This window comes from Corynebacterium simulans (assembly GCF_001586215.1).
In the GTDB taxonomy this organism is placed as follows: domain Bacteria; phylum Actinomycetota; class Actinomycetes; order Mycobacteriales; family Mycobacteriaceae; genus Corynebacterium; species Corynebacterium simulans.
In genome coordinates this window covers 144035-162598 of record NZ_CP014634.1, presented here as the reverse complement: position 1 = coordinate 162598, position 18564 = coordinate 144035, and the positions used below count along the sequence as shown (strand labels likewise).

18 protein-coding genes are annotated in these 18564 nt (G+C 59.1%); 14 read left to right on the top strand and 4 right to left on the bottom strand.

Features of this window, described 5'->3' with window-relative positions; genetic code table 11:
* Positions 1-8 precede the first annotated feature (8 nt).
* The 14 genes from rpe to secG all read left to right on the top strand — a co-directional run bounded on the left by rpe (position 9) and on the right by secG (position 13996).
* Positions 9-674, top strand: coding sequence for a ribulose-phosphate 3-epimerase (gene rpe, locus WM42_RS00750; RefSeq protein ID WP_062035128.1), 666 nt, complete (start codon positions 9-11; stop codon positions 672-674).
* Positions 675-728: 54 nt separating this feature from the next.
* Positions 729-1754, top strand: a complete 1026-nt coding sequence (gene ribD, locus WM42_RS00745) for a bifunctional diaminohydroxyphosphoribosylaminopyrimidine deaminase/5-amino-6-(5-phosphoribosylamino)uracil reductase RibD (protein WP_061922295.1) — start codon at positions 729-731, stop codon at positions 1752-1754.
* 53 nt (positions 1755-1807) lie between these two features.
* Positions 1808-2422, top strand: coding sequence for a riboflavin synthase (locus WM42_RS00740; protein ID WP_061922298.1), 615 nt, complete (start codon positions 1808-1810; stop codon positions 2420-2422).
* Positions 2423-2433: 11 nt separating this feature from the next.
* A complete protein-coding gene (locus WM42_RS00735) occupies positions 2434-3738 on the top strand; it encodes a bifunctional 3,4-dihydroxy-2-butanone-4-phosphate synthase/GTP cyclohydrolase II (protein ID WP_062035126.1) in 1305 nt (434 codons plus the stop codon).
* 19 nt (positions 3739-3757) lie between these two features.
* Positions 3758-4237: a 6,7-dimethyl-8-ribityllumazine synthase gene (gene ribH / locus WM42_RS00730; protein WP_061922304.1), complete on the top strand. Its 480-nt coding sequence runs from the start codon at positions 3758-3760 to the stop codon at positions 4235-4237.
* Between the two features lie 30 nt (positions 4238-4267).
* Positions 4268-4822 (top strand): PH domain-containing protein, encoded by a 555-nt coding sequence (locus WM42_RS00725; protein ID WP_062035124.1) that lies wholly within the window; start codon positions 4268-4270, stop codon positions 4820-4822.
* Positions 4823-4825: 3 nt separating this feature from the next.
* Positions 4826-6877, top strand: coding sequence for an excinuclease ABC subunit UvrC (uvrC, locus tag WM42_RS00720; protein WP_062035122.1), 2052 nt, complete (start codon positions 4826-4828; stop codon positions 6875-6877).
* Between the two features lie 45 nt (positions 6878-6922).
* Positions 6923-7795, top strand: coding sequence for an RNase adapter RapZ (rapZ, locus tag WM42_RS00715; RefSeq protein WP_062035120.1), 873 nt, complete (start codon positions 6923-6925; stop codon positions 7793-7795).
* Between the two features lie 49 nt (positions 7796-7844).
* Positions 7845-8813 carry a gluconeogenesis factor YvcK family protein gene (locus WM42_RS00710; RefSeq protein WP_062035118.1) on the top strand — a complete coding sequence of 323 codons (969 nt, stop codon included), beginning with the start codon at positions 7845-7847 and terminating at the stop codon, positions 8811-8813.
* Positions 8814-8952: 139 nt separating this feature from the next.
* Positions 8953-9942: a DNA-binding protein WhiA gene (gene whiA, locus WM42_RS00705; RefSeq protein WP_062035117.1), complete on the top strand. Its 990-nt coding sequence runs from the start codon at positions 8953-8955 to the stop codon at positions 9940-9942.
* A 497-nt stretch (positions 9943-10439) separates the two neighbouring features.
* A complete protein-coding gene (gene gap, locus WM42_RS00700; RefSeq protein ID WP_062035115.1) occupies positions 10440-11447 on the top strand; it encodes a type I glyceraldehyde-3-phosphate dehydrogenase in 1008 nt (335 codons plus the stop codon).
* A 138-nt stretch (positions 11448-11585) separates the two neighbouring features.
* Positions 11586-12803, top strand: a complete 1218-nt coding sequence (locus tag WM42_RS00695; RefSeq protein ID WP_062035113.1) for a phosphoglycerate kinase — start codon at positions 11586-11588, stop codon at positions 12801-12803.
* Positions 12804-12854: 51 nt separating this feature from the next.
* Positions 12855-13634, top strand: a complete 780-nt coding sequence (tpiA, locus tag WM42_RS00690; protein ID WP_062035111.1) for a triose-phosphate isomerase — start codon at positions 12855-12857, stop codon at positions 13632-13634.
* A gap of 125 nt (positions 13635-13759) precedes the next feature.
* Positions 13760-13996, top strand: coding sequence for a preprotein translocase subunit SecG (gene secG, locus WM42_RS00685; RefSeq protein WP_061922327.1), 237 nt, complete (start codon positions 13760-13762; stop codon positions 13994-13996).
* An 85-nt stretch (positions 13997-14081) separates the two neighbouring features.
* Here the strand turns inward: secG and pgl are convergent, their stop codons facing one another.
* From pgl to tal, 4 genes are all read right to left on the bottom strand, one after another.
* Positions 14082-14849: a 6-phosphogluconolactonase gene (gene pgl, locus WM42_RS00680; protein ID WP_062035109.1), complete on the bottom strand. Its 768-nt coding sequence runs from the start codon at positions 14847-14849 to the stop codon at positions 14082-14084.
* Positions 14850-14894: 45 nt separating this feature from the next.
* On the bottom strand, positions 14895-15827 hold the full coding sequence (locus WM42_RS00675) for a glucose-6-phosphate dehydrogenase assembly protein OpcA (RefSeq protein ID WP_062035107.1): 933 nt from the start codon (positions 15825-15827) through the stop codon (positions 14895-14897).
* 13 nt (positions 15828-15840) lie between these two features.
* Positions 15841-17412 carry a glucose-6-phosphate dehydrogenase gene (zwf, locus tag WM42_RS00670; protein WP_082787598.1) on the bottom strand — a complete coding sequence of 524 codons (1572 nt, stop codon included), beginning with the start codon at positions 17410-17412 and terminating at the stop codon, positions 15841-15843.
* 63 nt (positions 17413-17475) lie between these two features.
* Positions 17476-18558, bottom strand: a complete 1083-nt coding sequence (gene tal, locus WM42_RS00665; RefSeq protein ID WP_062035106.1) for a transaldolase — start codon at positions 18556-18558, stop codon at positions 17476-17478.
* Positions 18559-18564: the final 6 nt, after the last annotated feature.

Below are 18564 nucleotides of genomic sequence, written 5' to 3'. Positions count from 1 at the left end.
TATGGGGCATGTCCGCTCCGATTATTTCCCCATCCATCCTCGCCGCTGACTTCTCCTGCTTGGGCGAAGAAGTGCGCGCCGTATCCAACGCTGATTGGATCCACGTCGACATCATGGATGGTCACTTCGTCCCCAACCTTTCCTTTGGCCCAGACGTCACCAAGACCGTTGACGCAGTCACGGACCAGGTGCTTGATGTGCATTTGATGATTGAGGAGCCAGAAAAATGGGTGGAGACCTATGCTGCAGCCGGCGCCGATTGCATCATTTTCCACGCGGAAGCTGTTGCGGATGTGGCGGCCAGCCTCGCCTTGGCGGAAAAGATTCGGGGGCTGGGCGTGCGCGCAGGTATCTCGGTCAAGCCGGATACCGCAATCGAGCCGTGGTTGGACAAGCTCGCTAGCTTTGATTTGGTGCTCGTGATGTCCGTGGAGCCGGGCTTTGGCGGCCAGAAGTTTATGCCGGAGATGCTGGATAAGGTGCGTGCTTTGCGTGCAGTTATTGATGATGAAGGGCTTGCAACTCTCATTGAGATCGACGGTGGCATTTCGGCGGAGACCATCCGTGAATCAGCAATGGCTGGCTGCCATGCTTTCGTTGCCGGCTCTGCAATTTATAAGCAGGAGGATAAAGCTGGCGCAGTCGCGGAATTGCGCGAGCTGGCCACCCTGTAGAAGACCGTGAATAGAGCTTTGAATCGAAGCTCGCAAAAGCCTGAAAGAATTTTCATGAAGCTTGATTTAGAAGCGGCCCTGCTGCGTGCAATGGAGGCTGGCCAGTCTGTCCGCGGTACCACTAGCCCCAATCCGCCTGTGGGTGCCGTCATTTTAGATGCTCAGGGCGAATTGGTTGGTACTGGTGCCACCCAGCCGGCAGGAGGTGCGCACGCGGAAGTAATGGCTCTCAACGAAGCTGGGGAGGCTGCGCGCAATGGCACTGCGGTGGTCACCCTTGAACCGTGTAACCACACCGGGCGCACCGGTCCGTGCGCGCAGGCGCTTATTGATGCTGGGGTTTCGCGGGTCTTTTTCCTGCATGGCGATCCAAACCAGGAAGCAGCCGGGGGAGCGAGCACCCTGCAAGCAGCTGGGATTGAAGTTGCACAGGTTGCGGCACCCGTTGACAAGGATGTTCCCGACGCGCTCTTGCCGTGGTTGCGTGCCATCGAAATGGGCAGGCCACACGTCACCCTCAAATTTGCGCAGACCCTCGACGGGTTCACCGCCGCAGTAGACGGCACCAGCCAGTGGATTACTGGCGAGCATGCCCGCGCCTGGGTGCACGTTGACCGCTCACAACGCGACGCTATCTTGATCGGCACGGGCACGGCTTTGGCCGATAACCCGTCGCTTACCGCCCGCCGCCCAGACGGCAGCCTTTTTGAGCAGCAGCCGCGCCGCGTGGTGATTGGTCGCCGCAACTTGGAGGACGCGGGCGCGGCGGCCAGCAACTTGCGCGAGCTCGGCTACCTGCAGTTTGAGGACATCGACCAAGCCTTGTGCGAGCTCTATGCGGATGGCGCACGCGATATTTTGGTGGAAGGCGGGGCAGGTCTTGCTAGCTCTTTTCTCAACGCAGGCTACGTCGATGCAGTGCAGGCTTATATTGCCCCGGTTCTTTTGGGCGAAGGCCGTGGCGTATTGGCGCATCCGGTGGCCCAGACCTTGAGCGACGCTAAGCGTTTCCGCCGCAGTGCCACCAAGGTCTTGGGTGATGATGTCTTAATTGAGTACGTGCTCAATTCGCCGAGTTAGACGCACAGAGTTAGACACACAGAGTCAACAAATCATAAATAGAAGGAGTTTGCTTGTTTACAGGACTCGTAGAGGAACTAGCCACCGTCTGCTCCGTTGAGGAGCAGGGCGATGCGATTCGGCTGGGGATTAGAGCGCCTCATGTGCTTAGCGACGCCGCGCTCGGTGACTCGATTGCGGTCAACGGAGTCTGTCTTACGGTGGCAGCGCTGGATGGCGATGCTTTCGTCGCCGACGTCATGGCCGAGTCGTTGCGACGCTCGGCGCTGGGGCAGTTGCGCGAGGGCTCCGTCGTCAACGTGGAGCGGGCGCTTTTGCCCACCACGCGTTTGGGCGGACACATCATGCAAGGCCACGTGGACGGCACCGCAGAACTTTTATCGCGTACCCCTTCGCAGAATTGGGAAGTGTTGCGCTTTAGCCTTCCCCACGACCTTGCACGATACGTCGTCGAGAAGGGCTCAATCGCAGTTAGCGGCACCTCGTTGACCGTAAGCGCGATCGGAGCGGACTGGTTTGAGGTGTCGCTGATTCCAACCACCCTGCGCGACACAATCTTCGGCACGATGGGGGTCGGCGCTGCCGTAAACCTAGAAGTAGATGTGTTGGCCAAGTACGTTGAGAAGATGTACGGGCCTAACGCGCAGGACGCAAACCACAGGGGCTAAAGTAAATCCTTATGACCGCAGCAGAATCTTCCGTCAAACTCGACACTGTTGAACAGGCCATTGCTGATATTGCGGCCGGCAAAGCGGTGGTTGTGGTTGACAACGAAGACCGAGAAAACGAAGGCGACCTCATTTTCGCCGCGGAGCTGGCAACCCCAGAACTCGTGGCCTTCATGGTCCGCTACACCTCCGGCTATATTTGTGCGCCGCTGTTGCCAGAAGATTGCGCGCGACTGAACCTGCCGCCGATGATGGCGCTTAACGAGGACGTGCGCGCCACCGCTTACACGGTGACAGTAGATGCAGCGACCGGCACCACGGGAATCTCCGCGGGCTCCCGAGCAGAGACCATCCGGCGCTTGGCTGATCCGACCACCACGGTCTCTGACTTCACCCGTCCGGGTCACGTGGTTCCTTTGAGCGCACGCCCAAGCGGCGTTCTGGAGCGTGATGGACACACGGAAGCTGCGGTAGATCTCGCGCGCTTGGCGGGGCTGCGGCCGGCCGGCGTTTTGTGCGAGATCGTCTCCGAGGAAGACCCCACCGATATGGCGCGTTCGCCGGAACTGCGACGCTTTGCCGATACCCATGGGCTGACCATGATCTCCATCGAGCAGCTCATTGATTGGCGCCGCCACAAGGAAACCCAGATTCGCCGCTCGGTGGCATCGCGCCTGCCCACCGATCACGGCCTGTTCAATGTGCTGGGATACACCCATGACATCGACGGCAACGAGCACATCGCGCTGGTTGCAGGCGACGTCGAGGAGCTTCGCGGCGCGGAAGACGTGCTGGTGCGCGTGCACTCTGAGTGCCTCACGGGTGACGTGTTTGGATCCCGTCGCTGTGATTGTGGCCCTCAGCTCAACGCTTCGCTCAAGGCGGTTCAGGAAGCCGGACGTGGCGTGGTGATTTATCTGCGTGGCCAAGAAGGCCGCGGCATTGGCTTGGTGAACAAGCTGAAAGCCTATCGTTTGCAAGACAAAGGCCTTGACACCGTCGATGCCAATCTCGAGCAGGGCCTGCCCGAAGACGCGCGCGAGTATTCCGTGGCGGGTCAGATTCTGCGGGACCTTGGCATTGCTTCCGTTGTCCTCATGACTAATAATCCGCACAAGGGTGAGGGTTTGGCCGGCTTTGGTGTCGATGCTTCTCAGCACACTACGCTTGCTGTGGAAGCAAACGAGGACAACATCACCTACCTGCGCACCAAGCGTGACCGCATGGGCCATGACCTGCCGCAGGTTGAACACTGGGATATGCAGCATCCAGCAGGTGGTGGCCACGACGCGAATGATGAAGACCACCGCAACTAAGCACTAAGAAAGGTTTCCGATGGCTAAAGAAGGCTTGCCTGAAATTGAATTGGTCCCCGCTGAGGGGATCCGCGTGGCTGTCGTAACCGCGACGTGGAACGCCGAAATCTGCGACCAGCTGCACAAGCGCGCTGTAGAGACTGCTCGTGCATGTGGCGCGCAGGTGACCGAGACTCGCGTGGTTGGGGCACTCGAACTTCCCGTCGTGGTGCAGGCGGCGGCCCGGACCCACGATGCCGTGGTTGCGCTGGGCTGCGTGGTAAAGGGCGGCACCCCGCACTTCGATTACGTGTGTGACTCCGTAACGCAGGGCCTAACCCGCATCGCTCTAGACGAGTCCACTCCGGTGGGCAACGGCGTGCTCACCGTGAACGAGTATTCTCAGGCAGTCGATCGCGCAGGCTTTGCCACCTCAGATGAAGACAAGGGCGCGGAGTCGATGGTGGCCGCTTTAGACACGGTATTGAAATTGCGTACACTAGATGGGCTGGCAGGCTAGGCCAGCCTGTAAACCACGAAGAAGGAACTAATGACTGACGCACAAGAATCTGGGGCCCGCGAGACGTCGACACGCACGCAGCTTACCGACGCCGAGGTTCTGGCCTACACCAGTGCGGATCCGTTCGCGCAGACTTCGACGAAGCCGTGGATTTATGAGGCTAAGTCGCAATTTTTGCGCAAGGTGGCCATCGGCTGGGTCATCCTCGTCATGGCTATCCATATTTTCATGGGCCTTACCTTGGATATCTCCTTCACCGGTGCTGCCGTCACCACTATCGATAAGTTCGCTTTCCCCGGCGTGGGCCTGCTTATCTCGGTTCTGTCTTGGCTGGCCCTGACGCGCCCGCGCTTGCGTGCGAATGAAGACGGCGTCGAGGTGCGTAACATCGTAGGTACCCGTTTTTATCCTTGGCAGGTCGTCTACGGACTATCCTTCCCAGAGGGCGAGCGGATGGCGCGCATCGAGTTGCCCGACTTCGAGTATGTGCCGGTCTGGGCACTGCAGGCTGGCGATAAGGCCGCCGTTATTCCGAAGGTTCGCGCTTTCCGCGACCTTGAAGTTAAGTACATGCCGCAGGATTAAAAAGTGGCAGATCCCGCTACCTACCGACCAGCGCCAGGCACTATTCCAACAGAGCCTGGCGTTTATAAGTTTCGCGATGAAAACCGCCGGGTAATTTATGTAGGCAAGGCCAAGAACCTGCGCGCACGTTTGTCTAACTATTTCCAGGACATCACGCAGTTGCATCCGCGCACGCGCCAGATGGTGCTTACCGCTGCGTCTGTGGAATGGACCGTAGTTGCCAGCGAGGTGGAAGCGCTGCAGCTGGAATATACTTGGATTAAGCGCTTCGACCCGCGGTTTAATGTCATGTACCGCGACGATAAGACCTATCCGATGCTTGCGGTATCGGTAGGAGAGATCGTCCCACGCGCCTTCTTTTACCGTGGCCCGCGGCGGAAGGGCGTGCGTTATTTTGGTCCGTATTCCCATGCTTGGGCGGTGCGCGAAACCTTGGACCTGCTCACGCGCGTGTTCCCCATGCGCACCTGTTCCAAGGGTGTCTACAACCGGCACGAGCGCTTGGGCCGTCCGTGTCTATTGGGATATATCGGCAAATGTTCGGCACCGTGTACCGGTGCGGTATCGAAGGCAGATCATAGGGAGACCGTAAATTCGCTGGTTTCCTTTATGAACGGCAATACCTCCGCCGTGACCCGTGAACTAACCCAGCGCATGGAGCAAGCCGCGGAAAACCTCGAGTTTGAGCTTGCTGCGCGCCTGCGCGATGACTTAGGCGCAATCAACAAAATTATGGAGCAGCAGGCCGTCGTGTTCAATGACGGAACTGATGCGGATCTCATTGCCTTTAGCTCTGATGAGCTGGAGGCCGCTGTGCAGATCTTCCATGTGCGTGACGGCCGCATCCGTGGCCAGCGCGGCTGGGTCGTAGAGCGCTCAGGCGACCAAGCCCCGACGGGGCCGTGGGAAGAAGGCGAAAGCGATCCGGCTTTGCCGGCGTTGATGCAAAACTTCCTGATCCAGTTCTATTCGGATGCGGCAGACCGCGAGCAGCAAGAGATGGAGGAAGACGCTGCTCTTAGCAGGCGCGGTGTGGACCAGGAATCGCATACGGAAACCCGCCGCGGCAACGTGATTCCGCGGGAGATCTTGGTGCAGGCCATGCCGTACGAGTCGGCTGAAGTCATCTCCCTGCTCGAGGATCTGCGTGGGGCGCAGGTGAATATGCGAGTACCGCAGCGCGGCGATAAGCACTCCCTGATGGAGACCGTCGAGCGCAACGCTAAGGAGCAGCTGCGCCAGCACAAGCTCAAGCGCGTCGGTGATCTCACCGCGCGTTCGGCGGCCCTGCAGGACATCCAGGAAGCCTTGGGGATGGACCAGGCGCCGCTGCGCATCGAGTGCACCGATATCTCCCATATTCAAGGCACCGATGTGGTTGCTTCCCTCGTGGTCTTTGAGGACGGTCTGCCACGCAAGGCTGATTACAGGCGTTACCGCATCAAGGAGGCGGCTGGTGAGGGTCGCTCTGATGACGTCGGCTCCATCGCCGAGGTAACTCGCCGCCGTTTCAAGCGCCACAACGAGGACAAGCTCGCCAACCCAGACGAGGAAGTCGAGGAGTCCACCTTCGACGACGAGAATGTGCAGGAAGAATCCGCAGAAGCGGGACGTCGTTTTGCCTACCCGCCGCAGCTATTCATCGTGGACGGTGGCGCTCCGCAGGTTGCGGCAGCGCAAGAGGTATTTGATGAGCTCGGTATCGTGGACGTGACCCTCGTTGGCCTTGCAAAGCGCTTGGAGGAAATCTGGGTCCCGGGTGATGATGAACCGGTTATTCTCCCGCGTAACTCGCAGGCGCTGTACTTGCTACAGCAGATCCGCGACGAGGCACACCGCTTTGCTATTACTTATCACCGCCAGCAGCGTTCCAAGCGCATGCGTTCTTCGGTACTGGATTCGGTGCCGGGCTTGGGGCCGCAGCGCCGCACCGATTTGGTCAAGCACTTTGGCTCGGTGAAAAAGCTCAAGGAAGCTTCGGCGGAGGAGATCGCAGCGGTAAAGGGCTTTGGCCCGAAACTTGCCGGTGTGGTCTATGAACATCTGCATGGTTAAAGAAATTCAGTGTTCTATAAGTCTTCGCGGGTTAAGATAGGCTGCATGACGCACTTAGAATCCCCGCCCATCTTCATCACCGGTATGTCGGGTGGTGGCTTGACTTCCGCAGCCAAAGTCTTGGAGGACAAAGGCTACTACGTCGCCCACAACATCCCGCCGAAGGCCATCGTTGATCTTCTCAAGCTGTGCGCGATGGAGGAGACCAAGGTTAAGAAGGTCGCAGCGGTAACTGACGTGCGTTCCCGCATGTTTCCAGGTTCGCTGCTGGAGACCATCGATGAGGTTAGCGAACTCGGCATGAAGCCAACGGTACTGTTTCTCGATGCACGCGATGACGTTTTGATTCGTCGTTTCGATTCCGTGCGCCGTACCCACCCCCTACAGGGCGGCGACACGTTGAAGGCGGGCATTCAGAGGGAGCGAAAAGCCATCGCGCATTCCCGCGAGCGTGCTGACATCATCATCGATACCACCAATCTCTCCATCCATGATCTGCGGCGGGCGATGGAGGCCGCCTTCGGTGATATGCGCAAAGACGTCCAGCACGTCACCGTCGAGTCCTTTGGCTTCAAAAATGGTTCGCCTCGCGATGTAGACCTTGTGCTTGACGTGCGATTCTTGCCCAATCCTTATTGGGTTCCGGAGCTGCGCGGTTACCGTGGCACCGATGAGCCGGTCTCGGATTATGTCTTGGCCCATCCTGCTGCCGAGAAGTTCATTGAGCACTTTCTGGATATGTTCGGCACCATGCTCAAGGGCTATCGTCACGAGGGCAAGAGCTTCATCACAGTTGGCGTCGGCTGTACGGGCGGCCACCACCGTTCCGTTGCCGTTGCCGAGGAATTGACCCGGCGCCTGCGTCAGCGCGGAGACCTCGAGGTAAACGCTCTGCACCGCGATATTCAACGCGGCTAGTTTTTCTATTTCCTTGCACAATTGACCCGGAAAGCTTATAAATCCACCAATGACTCGACAAACCCACATGGCTTGCCTCGGTGGCGGCCATGGTCTTTATCAAACCCTTCTTGCTGCCCAGATGACGGGCGTGGAGCGGATCTCAGCCATAGTTACCGTCGCCGATGACGGTGGCTCTTCAGGGCGTCTGCGCCGTGAGCTGGACATCATTCCACCCGGTGATCTGCGCATGGCGCTGGCCGCGCTTTCCGATGACACGGAAACTGGCCAAATGTGGGCAGAGACGTTGCAACATCGTTTCCGGGGCAACGGTGCGATGGCAGGGCACGCCGTGGGTAATTTGCTTATTGCTGGCCTGACTGAGGTTCTCGGCGACTATCAGGCGGCCCTGGATAAGGTGGCCCAGCTGACCAATTCCCGCGGCCGCGTGCTGCCGGTGGTCAATCAGCCGCTGGACATCGAGGCGGAGGTCGCCGGGCTTGACGACGATCCCCGCATCATGCGGGCCGTACGCGGCCAAGTGGCGGTGGCTTCCACGCCGGGTCAGGTACGTCGCGTACGCATCCTGCCGGCGCATCCACAGGCCAATCCGAATGCTTTGGCCGCGCTTTCCGATGCCGACCTCATCACCATCGGCCCCGGATCTTGGTTTAGCTCGGTGCTACCGCACGTGCTGGTGCCGGAAATCGTGAACACTGTGAAGAACTCTTCCGCGATGCGCGTGGTTGTGCTGAACCTTTCCGCAGAGCCGGGCGAGACTCAGGGCTTTTCTGCGGAGCGGCATCTCCACGTGTTGGCGCAGCATGCGCCGGAACTGCGCATCGACCGAGTCTTGGTGGATTCCAACGCTATCCCGAGTGAGAGTGAGCGCAGCTATCTGCAGCGCGCCGCCAACGTACTGGGCGCCCAAGCGGTATTCGCTGACGTTAGCCTGCGTGATGAAAACGGAGTGCGTTTAAACAAGCATGATCCACACAAACTTTCTGCTGCGCTGAAGGGATTGCTCGAGCAAAACTAGCCTGGTGCGGCCAAGGAATTATCGTGCAGGCTAGACTAGTGTTTCTCTATGTCTGTATAAGGCATACCGTGACTGCGCAGGCCTGGATGGATGATCCTTGGTCTGTGCAGCAAGAATCATTGAGAAAGGGGCAAGGACTTTGTCTGCTTCATTGACCGAACAGGTCAAGGATGAACTCACAGCAGTCTCCGTTCCACGCCAGTCCGCTCGTGCCGCGGAAATTTCCGCTATGTTGCGCTTTGCCGGCGAGCTGACCGTGAGCGGGGACCAGATGGCCTACGAAATCGAAGTGGACAATCTGCGCATTGCCGAGCGGCTCATCGAAGCCCTCGATGACCTCTACAGTGTCAAGGCTACCTCGCATGTTGTGGGGCCGGCCGGTTCGCAGAAGAAGTCTCGCGTTCAGCTGCGCGTTTCCTCCGGTGCAAAGGAGCTAACGCGTCGCCTAGGGTTGGTCACTCGTTCGGGCCATCCGGTGGTGGGGCTGCCGCCGCAGGTAATCTCGGGCTCTATCGCTGACAACGAGGCCGCATGGAGGGGCGCATTCCTTGCCCAAGGAACGCTGACCGAGCCGGGCCGATCGTCCACCCTCGAGGTGCTGTGCCCTTGCCAAGAAGCCGCGCTGGCTTTGGTGGGCTGTGCACGCCGCCTAGGAATCTCTGCAAAAACCAAGGAAACCCGTGGCGCCGATCGCGTCGTTGTGCGCGATGGCGATGCTATTGGCGCGTTGTTGACCCGCATGGGCGCTCAGGAAACCCGCTTGACATGGGAGAAGAAGCGCGTCAAGCGCGAGGCGCACGATACCTCGAAGCGCCTTGATAACTTCGATGACGCTAACCTGCGCCGTTCTGCGCGTGCTGCGGTAACCGCGGCCGCCCGCGTCGAGCGCGCGATGGAAATTTTGGGCGACGACGTGCCCGAGCACCTCGCAGATGCGGGTCGCCTGCGCGTCCAGCACCGCGAGGCCTCCTTGGAGGAACTGGGTCGCCTGGCTGATCCTCCAATGACTAAGGATGCTGTTGCCGGACGTATCCGGCGCTTGCTTTCCATGGCAGATAAGCGCGCCGAGGAGCTCGATATCCCGGACACCAACGAATCGATCACAGAGGACCTTTTTGACGAGTCGTAGACTTTCTAGCTCAAAAAGTTTCTGATTTTAAGGCTTCGATCAAAGCCTTAGCCGCCAGCCGCCTTGTCCGATCGGACGGGGCGGTTTTGTTCGGGCAAAACAGGCACATTCGGGAGTAGGCGAATACTTAACACCGAGCATTGCTGTGTCTGGTACCTGCTGGATATGGCTGCTAATCCGCGCTGAGCTGGGGGAGTGATATATCCCACCCCAGGCAACATAAACCAACATATACAGACAAACTCGGGAGTAGTGCAGGGGATTTTCAGTGCGGATTAGGCATGTGGGCGAAAGATTGTACGCCTGTTTTTGCCTTACGTCATTACCTGGTTCTAGAAAGCCTCGGGGCGGCCCTTTTGCCGCTGCATGCTTGGTGTTTGCTCGGTAGTATCGGCCGTGTTGGGAAAACTCACCGAGGTTCTTCGCACCAAAGACGAACTATAGGAGATGCCTCGGAGCCCACATAACTTTTACTCGATTTATAGAGGAGAAAAACAGTGACCATCCGCGTAGGCATCAATGGGTTTGGCCGCATCGGCCGCAACTTCTTCCGTGCAGTTGCCCAGGGCGACTCCGACCTCGAGGTAGTTGCAGTCAACGACCTCACCGACAACGGCAGCCTGGCAAATCTTCTCAAGTACGATTCCGTTCTCGGCCGCCTCGACGGCGAGATCACCCATGATGACGAGTCCATCACCGTCAACGGCCACCGCATCGCAGTTTCTGCTGAGCGCGATCCAAAGAACTTGAACTGGTCCGAGCACAACGTTGACATCGTTATCGAGTCCACCGGCTTCTTTACCGATGGTGAGGCAGCAAAGGCTCACATCGAGGCTGGCGCTAAGAAGGTCATTATTTCTGCACCGGGCAAGAACGTTGACGGCACCTTCGTCTACGGCGTCAACTCCGACGAATACGACGCTGCAAAGCACAACGTTATTTCCGCAGCTTCCTGCACAACCAACTGCCTGGCACCGATGGCAAAGGTCCTTAACGACAAGTTTGGCATCGAAAAGGGCCTGATGACCACCGTTCACTCCTACACCGGTGACCAGCGCATCCAGGATGCACCACACAAGGACCCACGCCGTGCACGCGCTGCAGCGGTCAACATGGTTCCGACCTCCACCGGCGCTGCAAAGGCAGTTGCACTGGTTCTTCCGGAGCTCGAAGGCAAGCTGGACGGCTACGCAATGCGCGTTCCGACCATCACCGGTTCCGCAACCGACCTGACTTTCACCGCTTCCCGCGACGTCACCGTTGAGGAAATTAACGCTGCAATCAAGGAAGCCGCTGTTGGCGAGTTCGGCGAGACCCTCGCATACACCGAAGACCCAATCGTTTCCACCGACATCATCACCGACCCACACGGTTGCATCTTCGACGCCGGCATGACCAAGGTCTCCAACGGCAACCTCGTCAAGGTCCTTGGCTGGTACGACAACGAGTGGGGCTACACCAACCAGCTCGTGCGCACCACCTCCTTGGTCGCTTCCAAGCTTTAAGCTCGGCGCTTGCAAGTCCTAACTAGAGGCTTGGCTTAGATGTTCTACCGGCTCACGTAATTTCCCGCCCAAGGGTCATGCGTGGGCCGGTAGTCTTGTGTAGAACGTTTTTCAAAGATTTCAATGAAGGAGAATCCAATGGCTTTCAAGACCCTTGATGACCTCATCGCAGAGGGTGTGGGCTCCCGCCACGTCCTCGTACGATCCGACTTCAATGTGCCGCTCGACGAGGAAGGCAACATTACTGACTCCGGACGTATCACCGCATCCCTGCCAACCATCAAGGCACTCGTTGAAGGTGGCGCCAAGGTCATCCTTTCCGCACACTTGGGCCGTCCAAAGGGCGAGGTAAACGAGAAGTACTCCCTGGCGCCGGTAGCAGAGGCTCTTTCTGAGGCACTGGGTCAATACGTAGCGCTTGCTGGCGACGTAACCGGTGAGGACGCACACGAGCGCGCAAATGGTCTTAACGACGGTGACGTCATGCTGATCGAGAACGTGCGTTTTGATGCTCGCGAGACCTCCAAGGATGAGGCTGAGCGCGGCGCTTTCGCTGATGAGCTCGCTGCCTTGGCTGCGGATAACGGCGCCTTCGTCTCCGACGGTTTTGGCGTTGTCCACCGCGCGCAGGCTTCCGTATACGACGTCGCTAAGCGCCTGCCGGCGTTTGCAGGCAAACTCGTGCAGAAGGAAGTCGAGACGCTCGCAGCTGTCGCTGAAAAGCCAGAGCACCCATACGTGGTTGTCCTCGGCGGCGCGAAGGTCTCTGACAAGCTCGGCGTCATCGAAGCGCTGGCAGATAAGGCTGACAAGGTCATCATCGGTGGAGGCATGTGCTACACCCTGCTCGCGGCACAGGGCTACAACGTTCAGAACTCTCTGCTGCAGGAAGACCAGATCGACAACTGCAAGGACCTGCTCGAGCGCTTCGGTGACAAGCTCGTTCTGCCAGTAGATCTCATCGCCGCTACCGAGTTCAACGCTGATGCGGAAAACAAGGTTGTCGCCCTCGACGGCATCCCAGAGGGCTGGATGTCCCTAGACATTGGACCTGAGTCCGTTAAGGCATTCGACGAGGTTATTGCATCCTCTAAGACCGTATTCTGGAATGGTCCGATGGGCGTATTCGAGATGGAGGCATTCTCCAAGGGCACCGAAGGCGTTGCTAAGTCCATCATCTCTGCCACCGAAAACAACGGCTCCTTCACCGTCGTCGGCGGTGGCGACTCCGCCGCTTCGGTTCGCCTGCTTGGCCTGAATGAAGAGGGCTTTTCCCACATCTCCACCGGCGGCGGCGCATCCCTCGAGTTCCTCGAGGGTAAGGAACTGCCGGGCGTATCCGTTCTGCAGGCATAAGCGCCGCAGTTACACAGGCCTACGCACAAAACCCCGAAAGGAAAATTTTCCATGGCACGTAAACCACTGATTGCCGGTAACTGGAAGATGAACCTGGACCACAAGGAAGCAATCGCCTCCATCCAGAAGTTCGACTTCTCCCTGCCGAAGGACTACTACGACAAGGTCGACGTCGCCTTCATGGTGCCGTTTACTGACCTGCGCACCATGCAGACCCTCTCCGAGGGCGACAAGCTGCTTCTGACCTACGGCGCACAGGACATCTCCAAGCACGATTCTGGCGCCTACACCGGTGAGGTCTCAGGCAAGATGCTCGCATCCTTGGGCTGCAAGTGGGCCGTAGTTGGCCACTCTGAGCGCCGCGAGTACCACGGCGAGACTGACGAGCTCGTATCGGAAAAGGCTGCTGCAGCACTCAAGCACGGCTTGAGCCCGATCGTCTGCGTCGGCGAGCCGCTCGACGTTCGCGAGTCCGGCACCCACGTTGACTACGTGGTCAACCAGACCCGCAATTCCCTCGCAGGCCTGTCCGCTGAGGACTTGTCTAAAACCGTCGTTGCCTATGAGCCTGTCTGGGCCATCGGCACCGGCAAGGTTGCCTCCGCTGACGACGCCCAGGAGGTTTGCGCTGCAATCCGTGCTCTCGTGTGCGGACTTGCGGGCGAAGAGGTGGCAGAAGGCATTCGTATTCTCTACGGCGGTTCCGTCAAGGTTGACTCCGTCGCTGAGATCGTGGGCAAGCCCGACGTCGATGGCGGGCTAGTTGGCGGCGCTTCCTTGGTAGGCGACGAATTTGCCAAGCTCGCTGCGAACGCATCCACCGTTGTCTAAGCACCGAGTCAAGAAATAGGTACCGGATAACCAGCGCTACGCATGTGGGTCGAAGTATTCTTCGGCCCGCGTCGTGGTGTAGAGTAGTCCGGAGTTAATTAATAAATTCTGAGAGGAACGATCCTATGATCTTGGCACTGGAAATCATCTTGGTGATTGCCGCGATCCTCATGTCCATCTTCGTGCTGCTGCACAAGGGCAAGGGCGGCGGACTTTCCAGCCTCTTCGGCGGCGGCGTCCAGTCCAACCTTTCTGGCTCCACCGTCGTGGAGAAGAACTTGGACCGCTACACCATCGTGATGGTCATTATCTGGTTGGCCTGCATCGTAGCACTCAATCTGATCCAGGCATACGCCGTTTAAAGCCTAAGCAGGCTTAAAGAAAGGCCGCGCTTCCTTTACTTTTAAGGAAGCGCGGCCTTTTACTTTTCTGCTTATTCTTCGTTGCTTATTCTTCGATTACCGTCGCGGCGTCGTCGCTTAGGAAAAGAATGGTTTCGCTAGTGCCATGCGCACCGGCTGCAGGCCATTCGATGGCGGGGGAGCCAGCCACGATGTGGGAGGCCGCCTCAGCCTTTTCCTCACCGGAGACCAAGAACCACACACGCTCGGAGCGGTTAACCGCAGGCAGCGTCAGCGTGACTCGCTCTGCTGGTGGCTTGGGAGAGTCGGGGACTGCTACAACGAGGTCTTCTTGTTCCATTACTGCCGCAGAATGCGGGAACATGGAGTTGATGTGGCCCTCGCCGCCCATGCCGAGCAGATGTAGGTCGAAGCCGTTAGGTGCGAACTCCGAAATCTCGCCCGCATAGGCCTTCGCCGCATGTTCCATGGCGATTGCGCCCAAGTCGAGACCGTGAATGTGTTCTTCCGGAACGCCCGCTGCGTGCAGGAGTGCCGCACGGGCCTGGCCCTCGTTGGAATCAGGATCGGAGACTGGAACATTGCGCTCATCGCCAAAGAAAACGTGCACGCGGGTCCAATCGATGGCCAAGGCTGGGTAATCCTCACTCTGCTGCTTCGCAGCGGCATCGAGGCGAGCCAGCTCGCGCAGGGTTCCAATGCCGGCACCACCGCCGGTGAGAACGACGCGCGCCACGCCGTCGTTGTGAAGGCCGCCGCCCGGGGCCTGGACCGACGTGACTACGTCGATGAATTTGCGGGCGGCAGAGGATATGAGTTCGTCTACATCGCTCACGCGGTGAAGAGTGACCATGTGTGTTTGATCCTTAAAAGGGTTATAAAAAATAAAGGTGTACGACTAACTGTAGCCCACGCGTGACAGTGCGCGAAGCGAGTGCGCATATGTCTTGTCAGAGTCGAGGTGGCGCAGGTCCTCAGAGAGGATTTCTGCCTGCGAACGCACGCTCAACGAGACCAGGGAATCCGGGGAACCCGGAACCCGTACGCGGACGGTGCTAGCGTCGACGACGTCGACTGTTACGTGTGAGGATACGCGTTTAAAGCGCAGGGAGTGGATAGGAAACGCCCCCGGCTCCGGGGCGGTCGTGGTCTTCCGGGTTACCGGAACACCCAGGGCGTCGACAAGCCAGCCCGCAGCAAAGTCAGCGGCCGGGCTTTCTGCGGCTCCGCAGACTTCCACGGACTCGACCGGCTCATGTGGGTGGCGGTCAAGCGCCGATGCCACGATGCCGCGCCACAGGGTAATGGCTGCCCAAGACATATCCGAGTCACCCGGGGTATAGCCGCGGGAGAGCTGCATGAGTTCCTCATGGCTCGCCCCATCCCCGTAGGCCACGTTGGTGATCCGGCGCTGCGCCAGCTTGCCGATTGGGCTCTGCGCTGGATTTGCTGGGCACTTGGTGGGCCACCATGCAACCAGTGGCGTATCCGGAAGCAGCAGCGGGATAACCACGGACTCGGACTGCTCAGCTAGGTCGCCGTGCAGGTGCATGACGACGATCTCCGAGGCGCCAGCCTCACCGCCGACGCGCAGCTCGGCATCGAGGTGGGTTTCCTTGTCGCCGGAGCCGGCGATGACGACGAGCACGCGGGAGGGGTGCTCGTGCGAAGCGTCGCGAACGGAGGCTAGGATGCCCTCGATATCGTCTCCCTCGTTAGCGGCAACAATGAGCGTGAGCACGCGGCCAGTGGTTAGCGTGTAGTGCTCCTGCGCTTCAACGAGCTTCTTGGAGATCTTGCGGGTCGTGGTATCAGGCAATGGGATAATCATCGCTGTGGCCTCCTTAAGGGCGACGCCAGGTATGGCCTCGGCGGCGCAGCATCGTGTTGGCGGATTCAGGGCCCCAAGTGCCCGCTGGGTACTCTTCCGGCTGCCCGGCCTTGGCCCAATAGTCAAGAATTGGGTCGAGGATGGACCAGGAGAGCTCGACTTCCTCGTTGGTCGGGAAAAGTGAGGACTCGTCGAGCAAAGCATCGAGGATGAGGCGCTCATAAGCCTCAGGAGATTCCTCGGTGAAGGCCTCTGCGTAGGCGAAGTCCATGTTGACATCGCGGACTTCCATGGTGGAACCCGGCACCTTTGAACCGAAGCGCATTGTTACGCCCTCGTCTGGTTGGACGCGAATGACCACGGCGTTCTGGCCGAGGGCCTCTGCCTGACCGTTGTCGAACGGCTGGTGCGGGGCGGTCTTGAATACCAGTGCGATCTCGGTGACGCGGCGGCCGAGGCGCTTGCCGGTGCGCAGGTAGAAAGGCACACCGGCCCAGCGACGGGAGTTGACCTCAAGGGTGCAGGCCGCATAGGTCTCAGTGGTAGAAGCAGGATCGAATCCGTCCTCCTCACGCAGGCCCCGCACGTACTCGGAGCCCTGCCAACCTGCAGAATACTGGCCGCGGGCGGTGGTCTTGTTCAACGGGTGAACCGCCTGAGTCGCGCGCAAGACCTTGATCTTTTCCGCCTGCAGTGCCTCCGGTTCAAAGGAAGAAGGCTCTTCCATAGCTACGAGGGCGAGCAGCTGCAACAGGTGGTTCTGGATAACGTCGCGGGCGGCGCCGATGCCGTCATAGTAGCCGGCGCGGCCTCCCAAGCCGATGTCCTCTGCCATAGTGATCTGCACATGGTCGATGTAGTGCGCATTCCACATCGGCTCGAAGATCTGGTTGGCAAAGCGCAGCGCCATAATGTTCTGGACGGTTTCCTTGCCAAGGTAGTGGTCAATGCGGAATACGGAAGACTCCGGAAAGACCGCGTTGACAATCTCATTGAGCTCACGAGCAGATGCTTGGTCGTGGCCGAAAGGTTTTTCAATGATGACACGGCGCCAAGAATCGTCAGCGCTGTTGGCCATGCCAACGCGCTCAAGCTGGTGGCAGATGCTGGAGAAGAACTCCGGTGGAACAGAAAGATAATAAGCCCAGTTGCCGCCGGTACCGCGGGAGGAATCTAGCTCCGCCAAGCGTGCGGACAGGGCGTCGAAGCCGGCGTCATCAAAAGCTCCGTGCACGAACTCGATGCCCTGCGCCAGGTGCTGCCAGACATGCTCGTTGAACTTGGTACGGGCGCCTGCCTTGACTGCACCCATCACGTAGTCGCAGAACTCTTGTTTGTTCCAGTCACGGCGGCCATAGCCAACCAAGGTGAAACCAGCGGGCAGGAGGCCGCGGTGTGCAAGGTCGTAGATGGCGGGTAGCAGTTTCTTATAAGCGAGGTCACCGGTTACACCGAAAATCACCATGCCCGAGGGACCGGCGATGCGCGGTAGGCGCTTGTCCTTCGCGTTGCGCAGTGGATTTACCCAGGCGCTCGATTCCGTCACAGGGGGTTCCTTTCCCAATTTAATTCTCCAGCGACACATTCTAGCGACAAGCGCCCCGCCGAGGTTAGTCAGCGGGGCGCGCGGCCAAATAGGCGGCCGCAGCTACAGGCGCGCGGCCATCGATTCCAGAAGTTCTTCCCAAGCGGCGACGAACTTATCGACGCCCTCTTTTTCTAGGACCGCGAAGACATCGTCGAAGTCGATACCGAGTTCTGCCAGCTCGGTGAAGACGGCTTCTGCCTGCTCGGCGGAATCGCTTAGGGTATCACCGTGCAAGTTGCCTTCTGCTAGCACTGCGTCGATAGTTTTTTCCGGCATGGTGTTGACCGTGTGCGGGCCAGCCAACTCGGAAACGTACAAGGTAGCGGGGTAGTCGGGGTTCTTAACGCCCGTCGACGCCCACAGCGGGCGCTGCACATTCGCTCCTGCGGGAAGATCGCCTGCCTCCAGCAGCTCCTTCTTGAACAGGGCGTAGGCGCGCTGGGCATTGGCGACGCCCGCCTTGCCGCGCGCTGCCAAGGCAGCATCGCTTCCGATTGCCTCGAGGCGCTTGTCGACTTCGCTGTCCAAACGGGAGACGAAGAAGGAAGCCACGGAGTGAATCTTGGAAACGTCGTGGCCGGCCTCCTCGGCGCGGCGCAGGCCCTTCTTGAAGGTGTCGATGACTTCACCGTAGCGCTCGACGGAGAAGATCAAGGTGACGTTGACGGAGATGCCATCGGCAAGCGCGTCAGCGATGGCCGGAAGGGAACCCTCGGTGGCTGGAATCTTGATCATCAGGTTCGGACGGTTAACGCGCGCCCACAGCTCGCGTGCCTGCTGGATGGTGGCCTCGGCATCGGCGGAGATGCGGGGATCGACCTCGATGGAAACGCGCCCGTCGCGGCCTAAAGATGCCTCGTAGATTCCTGCGAACATATCGCATGCGCGGGCAACATCCTCGATGGCAAGGGCATAGACGGCGTCGTCAGCCTTTGCGCCCTCTTCTTTAAGCTGCGCAATCGCGGCATCGTAAGCGGTGCCCTTGGACATCGCAGCGGCGAAGATGGCCGGGTTTGTGGTGACACCCACGATGGACTTGGAGGAGATGATCTCCTCGAGGTTGCCGGAGTCTAGGCGCTCGCGGGAAAGATCGTCCAACCAGGTAGAGGTACCGAGTTGAGCGAGTTCATCAATATGCGACATGTTTTC

Bases quoted from the DNA above. Each gene is read 5' to 3' on its own strand.
- rpe (WP_062035128.1), top strand. From the start codon at position 9: ATGTCCGCTCCGATTATTTCCCCATCCATCCTCGCCGCTGACTTCTCC.
- ribD (WP_061922295.1), top strand. From the start codon at position 729: ATGAAGCTTGATTTAGAAGCGGCCCTGCTGCGTGCAATGGAGGCTGGC.
- WM42_RS00735 (WP_062035126.1), top strand. From the start codon at position 2,434: ATGACCGCAGCAGAATCTTCCGTCAAACTCGACACTGTTGAACAGGCC.
- ribH (WP_061922304.1), top strand. From the start codon at position 3,758: ATGGCTAAAGAAGGCTTGCCTGAAATTGAATTGGTCCCCGCTGAGGGG.
- WM42_RS00725 (WP_062035124.1), top strand. From the start codon at position 4,268: ATGACTGACGCACAAGAATCTGGGGCCCGCGAGACGTCGACACGCACG.
- rapZ (WP_062035120.1), top strand. From the start codon at position 6,923: ATGACGCACTTAGAATCCCCGCCCATCTTCATCACCGGTATGTCGGGT.
- WM42_RS00710 (WP_062035118.1), top strand. From the start codon at position 7,845: ATGACTCGACAAACCCACATGGCTTGCCTCGGTGGCGGCCATGGTCTT.
- WM42_RS00695 (WP_062035113.1), top strand. From the start codon at position 11,586: ATGGCTTTCAAGACCCTTGATGACCTCATCGCAGAGGGTGTGGGCTCC.
- tpiA (WP_062035111.1), top strand. From the start codon at position 12,855: ATGGCACGTAAACCACTGATTGCCGGTAACTGGAAGATGAACCTGGAC.
- secG (WP_061922327.1), top strand. From the start codon at position 13,760: ATGATCTTGGCACTGGAAATCATCTTGGTGATTGCCGCGATCCTCATG.
- pgl (WP_062035109.1), bottom strand. From the start codon at position 14,849: ATGGTCACTCTTCACCGCGTGAGCGATGTAGACGAACTCATATCCTCT.
- WM42_RS00675 (WP_062035107.1), bottom strand. From the start codon at position 15,827: ATGATTATCCCATTGCCTGATACCACGACCCGCAAGATCTCCAAGAAG.
- zwf (WP_082787598.1), bottom strand. From the start codon at position 17,412: ATGTGTCGCTGGAGAATTAAATTGGGAAAGGAACCCCCTGTGACGGAA.
- tal (WP_062035106.1), bottom strand. From the start codon at position 18,558: ATGTCGCATATTGATGAACTCGCTCAACTCGGTACCTCTACCTGGTTG.